The sequence below is a fragment of the Geitlerinema sp. PCC 7407 genome (genome assembly GCF_000317045.1).
Lineage (GTDB): Bacteria > Cyanobacteriota > Cyanobacteriia > PCC-7407 > PCC-7407 > PCC-7407.
The window spans coordinates 4407058-4418369 of the sequence record NC_019703.1 but is presented as its reverse complement, the minus strand read 5'-3'; the positions used below and the strand labels follow the sequence as shown (position 1 = coordinate 4418369).

Genomic DNA, 11312 nt, shown 5'->3' with positions numbered 1-11312 from the left:
GCCAGAAATCCGCATCTTTGGGCGATCGCCATCCGAGGCGATCGCCCGCTAGCTAGGCTTTGGGACTCTCCCGCCAAGCCCAACGAGAACCATAGAATCTTGGAAACTGGCTGCTAGGATTAAAAAACCAAGAGGAAAGTTCCGATGCGCGATACCCAGGGCTGGAGTTTCGGAGCGCAGCCTGCGCTTTATCGAATTTTGGACGCCAACCTCGACCGAGCGCGCGAAGGACTGCGCATCATCGAGGAGTGGTGCCGCTTTGGCCTCAACAACCCATCTCTGACCCAAGTCTGCAAAACCCTGCGCCAAGAGCTCGCCAGCTGGCACCATGCCGAGCTGCGAGAAGCGCGCGACACCCCCGGCGACCCCGGCACGGGCCTATCCCACCCCCAAGAAGAGCAGCGCACCAGCATTGAGCAGGTCCTGCTCGTCAACTGCTGCCGCGTCCAGGAGGCCCTGCGCGTCCTCGAAGAGTACGGCAAGATTTATGACCCCAAGTTCGGCGCGGCCTGCAAGCAGATGCGCTACGAGGTGTACACCCTCGAATCCACGCTGCTGGCCCACCACCGTCACCAGCGGCTCCAGCAGGCCTTGCTGTACTTGGTCACCTCCCCGAGCGAGAACCTGTTTGGCGTCGTAGAGGCCGCGCTCCAGGGCGGCCTGACCCTGGTGCAGTACCGCGACAAAAACACCGACGATGTCGTGCGGCTGCAAAATGCCCGCAAGCTCAAGGCCCTGTGCCACGAGTACGGCGCCCTCTTTTTGATGAATGACCGGGTGGACCTGGCCGTGGCCGTGGAGGCAGACGGGGTTCATCTGGGCCAGCAAGATGTGCCCATCGCCTTTGCGCGGCAGCTCCTGGGCCCCCAGCGGATCATTGGCCGCTCCACCACCAGCCCCGAGGAAATGCGCCGCGCCCTGGCTGAGGGAGCCGACTACATTGGGGTTGGCCCAGTCTTTGAGACGCCCACCAAGCCCGGCAAGGCTGCCGCTGGTTTCGACTATGTCCGCTACGCTGCCGAAAACTCCCCTGTGCCCTGGTTTGCCATCGGCGGCATCGACACCGAGAACGTGAACGAGGTGATCGCGGCGGGAGCGGATCGGGTGGCGGTGGTGCGCTCCATCATGGAGGCCGAGCAGCCGACCCTCAACACCCAGTTTTTCCTGTCCCAGCTCCAGCGGGGACAAACCCTGAAGGCCCACGACGCAAAAGTTTCCCAGACCCATGGCTGAGCTATCGTTTTTCCAAAACTCCGTCACGCTGCAAGTCAACGGCGAGCCGAAGGCTTGTCCGCCCCAGACGTCGCTGCCGACGTTTCTCGAGCAGCTCGGCCTCAATCCGCGCCTGGTGGCGGTGGAGTACAACGGCGAGATTCTCCATCGCCAGTTCTGGGAGCAAACCCAGATGCAAACGGGCGATCGCCTGGAAATTGTGACCATTGTGGGTGGCGGTAGCGTTGCCTAGGGTTGGCAATCCGCTTGGTTTTGGCCGGTTATTGCCCGCGAAATCTGCCAGGGGCGCGCTGCGATCGCTCCCGAGAAGGCGATAGATTAAAGGGTGTGAAGCCAGACTCCGTGGGCTGGCTCGACCCAATTTCTGGGCGATCGCAACCACGACACCCCTAGACGCATAACAAGATGCAAAAGCTTTTGGAAAAAGGGTGGGGATCAACCAGAATCCCGATACTTTGAATGAGCATAGATAGGTCAAAGCTGATGCGCAAAAAACTGATGGCTACGATAAAACCCTTTTTGAAATCCCTGGTGATGCTGGGCCTCGTCGCCACCTTGGTGCTGGGCAGCGCAGGGGATGCTTGGGCGGCCCGCACGGGTGGCCGCATGGGCGGCGGCTCCTTCCGCGCGCCGAGCTCCTACTCAGCGCCGACCCGCACCTACAATCCTCCCTCGGCCTATCCCGGTGGCGGCTTTGGCGGTGGCTTTGGCTTTCCCTTCTTCTTCCCCATGCCCTTCTTCGGCATTGGGGGTGGGTTTGGCGGCCTCTTCACTATCTTGATCGTGATTGCGATCGCCAATTTCCTGATGCGCAGCTTCCGGAACTTCTCCGAGGGCGGCGAGACCATGGGCTACAGCAGCAACCCGTCTGTGTCTGTGGCCAAGCTGCAAGTGGGTCTGCTGGCCCAGGCCCGCGATCTGCAAGCCGACCTCGATCGCGTCAGCCGCACCGCCAACACTTCCACGAGCGAAGGGCTGACCCAGGTGCTGCAAGAGACCTCCCTAGCGCTGCTGCGTCACCCCGAGTACTGGGTGTACGGCGCCTCCGAGTCTCAGCAAGCTCGCCTCGAAACGGCCGAAGCCCAATTCAATCGCCTGTCCCTAGCGGAGCGCAGCAAGTTCAGCGAAGAGACCCTCTCCAACGTCAACAACCAGCTGCGTCAGGCCGAGCGCCGAGCAGCCCTGCCCGTGGTTGAGCGCGATGGCGAAATCTTTGTTCGCGCCGACCTCAACCCCGAAGGCCCCGGCGAGTACATCGTGGTCACGCTGCTGGTCGGCACCCAGGGCAAGCTGGACCTGCCCACCATCAACGGCGCCGACGACCTGCGCCAGGCCCTCCGAAAGATCGGGGCCGTGGGCAGCGACCAGCTGCTGGCGGTCGAGGTGCTCTGGACGCCCCAGGCAGACGGCGACGTCCTGACGACGGACGATCTGCTGGCTGAGTACCCTGACCTGAAGCTGGTCTAGACAAGACCTGCGGCCCCGTTGCTTGGTGGGCCGTCGTTGTCTGGCGAATACTTCCATGGAAAATCTCCACCTAGCCTTTTTTGGGTTCGGTGGAGATTTTTGCGATTGGGGGGCTGTCTATCGGCGTTAGCGCTGTTTTTTCGAAACTGGGAAAACTATTGGATACCTCGAATGTTCGCGAACACACTGAATGTCCGCGAACACCCTGAATTCATGTGTTCCCTGGTTTTCCCATGCCACAATCCCTTCGCAGCCGCTCCGTATTTCGCGACAAAGACCATAGCAGCACGCTGGCTGGTCATCTGCGCTACCAGTTCGACAACTTTATGGCCCGGGGAACCGTGGCTCTGGTCAGTGGCCTGGCGCTGGTGTCCCTAGCGTTTATTGTGCTGATGGCGGCCCTGGTAAACCTCTTGGGGATTGCGCCTGAGGGGGGCGATCGCCTCAATCTTCCCGAAGCCCTGTGGGGCGTGCTGATGCGGACCCTCGACTCCGGCGCAGTCGGCGGCGACACCGGCTGGGGGTTTCGCCTGACCATGCTGTTTGTCACCTTTGGCGGCATCTTTGTGGTGAGCACGCTCATCGGCCTGCTGAGCAGTGGCATCGACGCCAAGCTGGAGGACCTGCGCAAAGGGCGATCGCGCGTCATCGAAACCGACCACATCGTGATTTTGGGCTGGTCGCTGCAAATTTTCACCCTCATTTCGGAGCTAGCCCTGGCCAACGCAAACTGCCCAGACACCTGCATTACCATCCTCAGCACCGAGGACAAGGTGGAGATGGAAACGGCCCTCGCCAGTACGCTGGGCAAACTGCCCCGCATTCGCCTAGTCTGCCGCACGGGCAGCCCCAGCAGCATGGCAGACTTGGGCATTGTCAGCATTCAAACGGCCCGCTCCGTCATCCTCTTGAACTCCAGCGAGGATCACAGAGATACGCAACTGGTCAAAACGCTCTTGGCGATCAAAAGCATTCCGCGATCGCACCCCCAGCCCTATCACTTGGTCGCCCAGGTTCAGACTCCCAAGACCCTGGATGTGCTCAAGCTGATTGCCCACAACGATGTGGAGCCGCTGCTGATCCACGATTTGATTTCGCGGATCGTGGTGCAAACCTGTCGGCAATCAGGGCTGTCTACGGTCTATATTGATCTGCTCAACTTTAGCGGCGATGAAATCTACTTTCGAGAGGAGCCTGCTCTCCAGGGCAAAACCTACGGTCAGGCGCTCTTGGCCTACCATCACTCGGCCGTGATCGGCATTCAAAAGGCCGATGGCACCCTTCAGCTGAACCCTGGGAGTGAGACCTGCTTACAAGCTGGCGATCGCCTGATCGTGATTAGCGAAGATGACGACACGACCCAGCTAAACCCAGCAGACCAGGCACCCATCGATCATCAAGCCATTCAGCTGGTCGAAGCGTCCCCTGCGATCGCCGAGCACACCCTCATCTTGGGCTGGAATGACCGGGTCGCCACCATTATTCAGCTGCTGGATCAGTACGTGGCTCCGGGCTCGAGCGTGATGGTCGTGGCCGAGCTGCCCGCCGCCGAGGTGGACCTGTCTGCGGAAAGCCTCCAGCTGGAGAGACAAGCTGTGTCCTACCGGCAGGGAGACCCCACGGATCGCGACACTCTAGAAAGCCTCGATCTGACCCATTATGACCATGCGGTTGTGCTGTGCAACTCGACCCTGGAGGCCGAAGAAGCAGACGCCCATACGCTGGTGACGCTCCTGCATTTGCGGGATATGTGCGATCGCCATCACCACAATTGCCAGATCGTCACCGAAATCTTGGATGTGCGCAATCAGGCCCTGGCCCAGGTCGCCCGCCCCGATGACTTCGTGATCAGCGAGCAGCTAATTAGTCTCATGCTGGCCCAGGTTGCTGAGCAGAAGAGCATCAACGCAGTGCTGACGGAGCTGTTTAGTCCTGAAGGCTCAGAGATCTACCTGAAACCGGCCAGTCGCTACGTCACCGGCGATCGCCCCGTCAATTTTTACACCGTGGTCGAAGCCGCCAGACAGCGGGGAGAATCGGCGATCGGGTATCGGCGCAAAGCCGACGCCAGCAGCCTTGCCCAGTCCTATGGGGTGGTGATCAATCCGCCGAAGGATCAGCCCATTACGTTTCAGCCCGGTGATGCGATCATCCTGGTCGCTGAGTCCTAGGCGCCCCTAAGTCCTAACGGCCGGGGTTCGAAGGCTCACTCAGCCGAGCACTTCTAGCGGGCAGAAGACGCCTTGATTAAGGCTGATTTAGGTTGAGACGACTTCGGGTTCGGAGACCGGAGCGGCGACCTTTTTGCTGAAGATCAGGCTGTCGTCCTCGACGGCCACGCAGATGGTGTCCCCTTCCACGAAGAGGTTCTCCAGGAGCTTGGTGGCCAGGGGGTTCTCGATCTCCCGCTGGATGGCTCGCTTGAGGGGCCGCGCGCCATAGACGGGGTCGTAGCCCGCTTCGGCCACGTGGGTGAGCGCCTCTTCGGTCACCTCGACGGCGATCTTTTGGTCGGCGAGCAGACGCTCGATCCGGCGGATCTGGATGCTGACGATGGCGCGCAGCTCCTTGCGGCTGAGGGGGTGGAAGAGAATGATGTCATCGACGCGGTTGAGGAACTCGGGCCGGAAGTGTCCCCGCAGGGCCTGCATGACCTGCTTGTGCATCTCTTCGTACTTGGACTCATCGCCGCCGAAGTTCAAAATGCGATCGCTGCCGATGTTGCTCGTCATGACGATGATGGTATTGCGGAAGTCCACCAAGCGTCCCTGGGAGTCGGTGATGCGGCCATCGTCGAGCACCTGGAGCAGGATATTAAACACGTCGGGGTGGGCTTTTTCGACCTCGTCGAGGAGCACCACCGAGTAGGGATGGCGACGCACCGCCTCCGATAGCTGGCCGCCTTCCTCGTAGCCCACGTAGCCCGGTGGCGCTCCGATCAGCCGCGACACCGAATGCTTCTCCATGTACTCCGACATATCGATGCGCACCAGGGCCTCTTCGGTGTCGAAGAGGGACTGGGCCAGGGCGCGGGCCAGCTCGGTTTTGCCGACGCCGGTGGGGCCCATAAACAGGAACGAACCAATGGGGCGGCCGGGGTCTTTCATGCCCGATCGCGCCCGCCGAATGGCGGCGGCCACGGCTTCTACTGCTTCGTCTTGGCCAATCACGCGCTGATGGAGATAGGACTCGAGCTGCAAAAGCTTCTGACGCTCGGATTCCAGCAGACGATTGACGGGAATGCCGGTCCAGCGCGCGACGATTTCGGCGATGTCGGCCTCGGTGACCTGCTCACGCAGCAGGGTGGAGCCCCGGGTCTGCATCTCCAGGAGCTGGGCTTCTTTTTCTTCGCGATCGCGCTGGAGAGTTTCGAGACGGCCGTATTTGAGCTGGGCGGCCTTGTTCAGGTCATAGTCCCGCTCGGCCTGCTCGATCTGGAGGCGGAGCTGGTCCTCTTCTTCCTTGATGGCGTTGATGGCTTCGAGCAGCTGCTTTTCGCCCTGCCACTGATCGTGGAGTTCTTGCTGCTTGGTTTGCAGCTCGGCGATCTCTTGCTGGATGCGCTCTAGGCGATCCTGGGAGGGCTGGTAGGCACCGGTGGCGCCGGGGCGTGCCCCTTCGCCTTCGATGGAGAGCTTTTCCATCTCCAGCTGCATCAGGCGGCGATCGACGGTTTCCAGCTCTGTGGGCTTGGAGGTGATTTCCATCTTGAGCTTGGCTGCCGCTTCGTCGACCAGGTCAATGGCCTTGTCGGGCAAAAAGCGATCGCTGATGTAGCGGTCCGACAGCGTGGCTGCCGCCACCAGCGAGGAGTCGGTAATTTTGACGCCGTGGTGGACTTCGTAGCGCTCCTTGAGGCCGCGCAGGATGGAGATGGTGTCTTCGACGCTGGGCTGGCCGACCACGACCTGCTGGAAGCGGCGTTCGAGGGCGGCGTCTTTTTCGATGTACTTGCGGTACTCGTCGAGGGTGGTCGCGCCGATGCAGCGCAGCTCGCCCCGCGCCAGCATGGGCTTGAGCAGGTTGCCCGCGTCCATGGTGCCCTGGGAAGCCCCGGCCCCTACGACGGTGTGCAGCTCATCGATGAACAAGATGATCTGGCCGTCGGAGTGGGTGACTTCCCGCAGCACGGCCCGCAGACGGTCCTCGAATTCGCCGCGATACTTGGCACCGGCGATCAGGGAACCCATGTCCAGAGAGATGAGCTGGCGGTTTTTCAGGGACTCGGGGACGTCGCCGTTGAGAATGCGCTGGGCCAGTCCTTCGGCGATCGCCGTTTTACCGACGCCCGGCTCACCGATCAGCACCGGGTTATTCTTGGTCCGCCGCGACAGGACCTGGATCACTCGGCGGATCTCGTCATCCCGCCCGATCACCGGGTCGAGCTTGCCCGCTCTGGCCTGCTCCGTCAGGTCGCGGCCGTACTTTTCCAGGGCGGCGTAGCGAGACTCGGGGTTTTGGTCGCTGACCTTCTGGCTGCCGCGAATCGACTTGATTGCTGCTTCTAGGGCTGGCTTTTCGAGGTTCAGCATCCGGCACAGGCGGCGGCCCACCCGCTCGTCCTCCGTGAAGGCCAGCAGCATGTGCTCGATGGAAATAAATTCGTCCTGCCAGGTCTGGCGGGCAGCCTCAGCGCGATCGAGCAGGATGTCGAGTCCCCGGCCCAGATAGAGCTGCGACACTTCGGAGACGCGCGCCTGCCGCTGGACAAACAGCTCGATCTGCTGGGTGAGGCGGCTGATGTCCACGCCCGCGCGCTCTAGGATATTGAGCGCCAGGCCCTTCTCTTGCTCCAGGAGCGCCGTGATCAGGTGCTCTACCTCAAGCTGCTGATTTTTGCAGCGTCGAGCCACGTCCTGGGACTCTACGATGGCGTCCCAGGCTTTGTTGGTGAAGCGAGTCGGGTCGGTGGGCTGCATATCTAAACAGTTCGGTAAACCTGAAGAAATCCTTGCAAAATGGCGCTTCTCAGCGCCTTCAGTATAGCAACTGGACCCCTCTCTTCCCGGAATTTTGGCCGAGGGTGGGGCGATCGCGCCTTGGGGTGACCAAGGCCAGCGGTCCTTGCTGCCTGAGCGTATCTCAAAATGTTACGACCGTGCGTAGCGTTCCTTGCCAAATCGCTGGGCGATCGTCGTTGTCGGGGCGGGTGATCAGCATGAAGACGGGGGTCACGCTGAGGCGATCGTTGAGGGGCAGGTTATAGAAGGTCTCAAAGTTGGTCTGGGTGGCGTCGCCGAGGTCTGTCCCGGCGAAGGGCTGGCCCACCGCCAAACCCGCTAGGGCACCGGGTACCAGCCAATCTTGCAGCGTCAGGCCCACTGCCCAGGTCTGGGGCGTCAGGTCCAGGGAGCGATCGAGGGGAGCGCTGAAGCCCTCATAGGAGGCGATGCCGTAGCGGCCAAACACGCCGACAGAGCGGTTGATCCGCCATTGGGCATTCAGGCCAAAGGCATTGATATCGATGTCGCTGAGGTTGGCGTAGGTGTACTGGAGGCGCAGGGCGATCGCCTCGCTGGGGGCGTATTCTAGCTCTAGGCTGCTCTGGCGGCGATCGCCCCCCAAACCCAAGCTTTCCTCGTCCACTTGCTCGTCTTCTAGCCAGACATGCAGACCCCGCAGCGTCCACTGAGAGCTGGGGCTCCAGGCGATCGCCGCCCCCGCCCCGCCCGGGCGATCGACGGCATTTTGGACAATCAGCGGGTTGTTGACAAACACGCTGCTGCTAAAGTCGCGGCTGCTGTCATTGGCCAGGGCATTGGCGTCGATGAAGTCCCGAGGCGCGAGCTTGGGGCCAACGGTCAGCGCCAGATTGTTCGTCGGGCGCAGGGTGTAGTGAAGCTGGCTGAGGCGCAGCTCGGGGCCTGCGTCGATGTAGTCCAGACCGCCGCCCCCGGCCAAAAAGCCTCGGGTGCCTAGCCAGTTGCCGCCTTGCTGGTGTGCCAGGTCCGCCGCGTCGCGCCCGCCGTTCCCCGTTTCCAGCTGAGTCAGCAGGCGGCTGCGATCGCCCAGCTCGGTCTGCAAATTGAGGCGAACCCGCGCGATCGCCGATAGATTGGCATCGGTGCTCAGGGTGCTGGCCAGCACCGCCTGGGCCTCCAGCTTCGTGGTCGCTGAAAATTGGCGCTCCTCTAGAAAGGCGGTGCGCTGCTCATTGCGATCGAGGCGGACTCCCAGATTGTCGAGGGCGTCGGCATACTCCGTCTGCAAAAACCGCAGCGTCGCCAAATCCTCTGGCTCGACCTGCTGCTCTCGGGTGGTCTGGGCCAGCACCTGCAACTGCTCCAGCACGCGGGCGATCGCCGCCGCAAACTCGGCTCGGCTCAGGGCGCGATCGCCCCGAAATGTCCCGTCTTCGTAGCCCCGCAGGCCGTAGCGCTCCACCAGCGATCGCACCGCCTGATAGGCCCAGTCCGTCGGCGCCACATCCGCCAGCGCCGCCACCGGCCGCACCTGCGCCATGGGATCGACCGGTGCCACAGATACCGGCGATCGCTGAGCTCGCGCCGCCTCGCCGATCGCTAGCCCCAGCAGCCCTAGGCCAAACGCAAGCCCCGCCGCCCGCCGCGCACCCAACCTACACCGACGCTCCCGTCGCAGCTTGCTCCGAGGCCTGGGCTGACCCCTGGGTTCCCAGCTGGATCAGCTCCACCTTGTAGCCATTGGGATCTTCCACAAAGGCGATCACCGTCGAGCCGTGCTTCATCGGTCCGGGCTCGCGCACCACCTTGCCGCCCTGGGCCTTGATCTGCTCGCAGGTCTGGTAAATGTCGTCCACACCCAGGGCAATATGGCCGTAGGCATCCCCCAGCTCATACTTCTCTACGCCCCAGTTGTAGGTCAGCTCCAGGACCGAATGATCCGCCTCATCGCCGTAGCCCACAAACGCCAAGGTAAATTGGCCCCCCGGATAGTCTTTTTGGCGCAGCAGCTTCATGCCCAAAATATCGCAGTAAAACCGCAGAGATTCCTCCAGGTTGCCGACACGCAGCATGGTGTGTAGTAGGCGCATAGGTAATCTCAAATTCTTTCGCTAATTGTTCTTAGTGAAGACACTTGCAGGTCTCTTTAGGACGTATTCTAACAATCGGGTCTTTCTGACATTAAGTTTCTGCGGGCTGATCTGGCTTTGTTGCTGAAACTGCTGGCGCGCTTTTGGGCGATCGCCCCTGCAACCCTCAGCCCGCCGCCATTGTGCCATCCGAGGTAAATAAGGGAATGATTGACAAGCTAGAGACTGTCATTGAAGCTATCCATGCCCGCGAAATTCTTGATTCCCGTGGGCGTCCCACCGTTGAAGCCGAAGTGCATCTCATCAACGGTGCCGTGGGAGTTGCTCAAGTTCCCAGTGGTGCCTCAACTGGCAGCTTCGAAGCCCACGAACTGCGGGACGACGATGCCAGCCGGTACGGAGGAAAAGGCGTCCTAAAAGCCGTCCAAAATGTTGAGGAAACCATTGCTCCTCGCCTCTACGACGTCGCTGCGGTCGAGCAAGAGCTCATCGATCGCCTCATGATAGACCTCGATGGCTCGCCCAACAAGGCAAACCTGGGTGCCAATGCCATTCTGGCCGTTTCCCTGGCCGTGGCCAAAGCAGGCGCCTCGGCTTACGGCCTCCCCCTCTATCGCTACCTGGGCGGTCCCCTCGCCAACCTGCTGCCCGTGCCGCTGATGAATGTGCTCAACGGCGGCGCCCACGCTGACAATAACGTGGATATTCAAGAATTTATGATCGTTCCCCACGGGGCGCCCTCCTTCCGGGAGGCGCTGCGCTGGGGTGCAGAGGTGTTTGAAGCCCTCAGCAAGGTGCTCAAGGACAAGGGGCTCCAGTCCGGCGTAGGTGATGAGGGGGGCTATGCGCCCAACCTGCCTTCGAATCAGGCGGCCCTGGATCTGCTGATGACGGCGATCGAAAAGGCTGGCTACAAGCCCGGTGAGCAAGTGGCGCTGGCCCTCGACGTGGCCGCTAGCGAAATGTACAAGGGGGGACAGTACACCTACGACGGCGCGGCCCACAGCCCGGTGGAGATGGTGGACTACCTCGAGTCGCTGGTGAAGCAGTATCCCATTGTGTCCATTGAGGATGGTCTGCATGAGGATGACTGGGACCACTGGAAACTGCTGACGGAGCGCCTGGGCGATCGCGTGCAGCTGGTGGGCGACGACCTGTTTGTCACCAACATCACGCGCTTGCAGGACGGCATCGATCGCCAAGCCGGCAATGCCATCTTGATCAAGCTCAACCAAATTGGTTCGCTGACGGAAACCCTGCAAACCATCGACCTAGCCACGCGCAACGGCTATCGCTCGGTGATCAGCCACCGCTCGGGCGAAACCGAGGACACCACCATTGCGGATCTGGCGGTGGCGACGCGGGCTGGCCAGATCAAGACGGGCTCGCTGTGCCGCAGTGAGCGGGTCGCCAAGTACAATCGCCTGCTGCGCATCGAGGATGAGCTGGGCGATCGCGCGGTGTACGCGGGCGCGGTGGGTCTGTGCCCCCGCTGGCACGGCTAAGCGGCGTACTTTTTGACAAAATTTGGGGCAGATCCGTAGCCAGTAATACGGTCAAAAAAGCAGGGGTGATCTTCGGAAGCCCCTGCTTTTGGCGA

8 protein-coding genes are annotated in these 11312 nt (G+C 61.5%); 5 read left to right on the top strand and 3 right to left on the bottom strand.

Annotated features, from left to right (window positions below):
• The first annotated feature begins 144 nt into the window (after nucleotides 1-144).
• The 4 genes from GEI7407_RS18035 to GEI7407_RS18020 all read left to right on the top strand — a co-directional run bounded on the left by GEI7407_RS18035 (nucleotide 145) and on the right by GEI7407_RS18020 (nucleotide 4871).
• Nucleotides 145-1233 carry a thiamine phosphate synthase gene (locus tag GEI7407_RS18035; protein ID WP_015173653.1) on the top strand — a complete coding sequence of 363 codons (1089 nt, stop codon included), beginning with the start codon at nucleotides 145-147 and terminating at the stop codon, nucleotides 1231-1233.
• Nucleotides 1226-1465, top strand: a complete 240-nt coding sequence (gene thiS / locus GEI7407_RS18030; protein ID WP_015173652.1) for a sulfur carrier protein ThiS — start codon at nucleotides 1226-1228, stop codon at nucleotides 1463-1465. Before GEI7407_RS18035 ends, thiS begins: the two co-directional genes overlap by 8 nt.
• Before the next feature lie 251 nt (nucleotides 1466-1716).
• The gene (locus GEI7407_RS18025) at nucleotides 1717-2700 is read left to right on the top strand and encodes a DUF1517 domain-containing protein (protein WP_015173651.1); all 984 of its coding nucleotides are present in this window, start codon (nucleotides 1717-1719) and stop codon (nucleotides 2698-2700) included.
• Nucleotides 2701-2933: 233 nt separating this feature from the next.
• The gene (locus tag GEI7407_RS18020) at nucleotides 2934-4871 is read left to right on the top strand and encodes a CASTOR/POLLUX-related putative ion channel (protein WP_015173650.1); all 1938 of its coding nucleotides are present in this window, start codon (nucleotides 2934-2936) and stop codon (nucleotides 4869-4871) included.
• Nucleotides 4872-4958: 87 nt separating this feature from the next.
• On the opposite strand, the gene clpB is transcribed toward GEI7407_RS18020, so the two are convergent.
• From clpB to gloA, 3 genes are all read right to left on the bottom strand, one after another.
• The gene (gene clpB, locus GEI7407_RS18015) at nucleotides 4959-7619 is read right to left on the bottom strand and encodes an ATP-dependent chaperone ClpB (protein WP_015173649.1); all 2661 of its coding nucleotides are present in this window, start codon (nucleotides 7617-7619) and stop codon (nucleotides 4959-4961) included.
• A 163-nt stretch (nucleotides 7620-7782) separates the two neighbouring features.
• A complete protein-coding gene (locus tag GEI7407_RS18010; protein ID WP_015173648.1) occupies nucleotides 7783-9276 on the bottom strand; it encodes an iron uptake porin in 1494 nt (497 codons plus the stop codon).
• Between the two features lies 1 nt (nucleotide 9277).
• The gene (gene gloA, locus GEI7407_RS18005) at nucleotides 9278-9712 is read right to left on the bottom strand and encodes a lactoylglutathione lyase (RefSeq protein ID WP_015173647.1); all 435 of its coding nucleotides are present in this window, start codon (nucleotides 9710-9712) and stop codon (nucleotides 9278-9280) included.
• A gap of 206 nt (nucleotides 9713-9918) precedes the next feature.
• On the opposite strand from gloA, the gene eno reads away from it, so the two are divergent.
• Nucleotides 9919-11217 carry a phosphopyruvate hydratase gene (gene eno, locus GEI7407_RS18000; protein ID WP_015173646.1) on the top strand — a complete coding sequence of 433 codons (1299 nt, stop codon included), beginning with the start codon at nucleotides 9919-9921 and terminating at the stop codon, nucleotides 11215-11217.
• Nucleotides 11218-11312 lie beyond the last annotated feature (95 nt).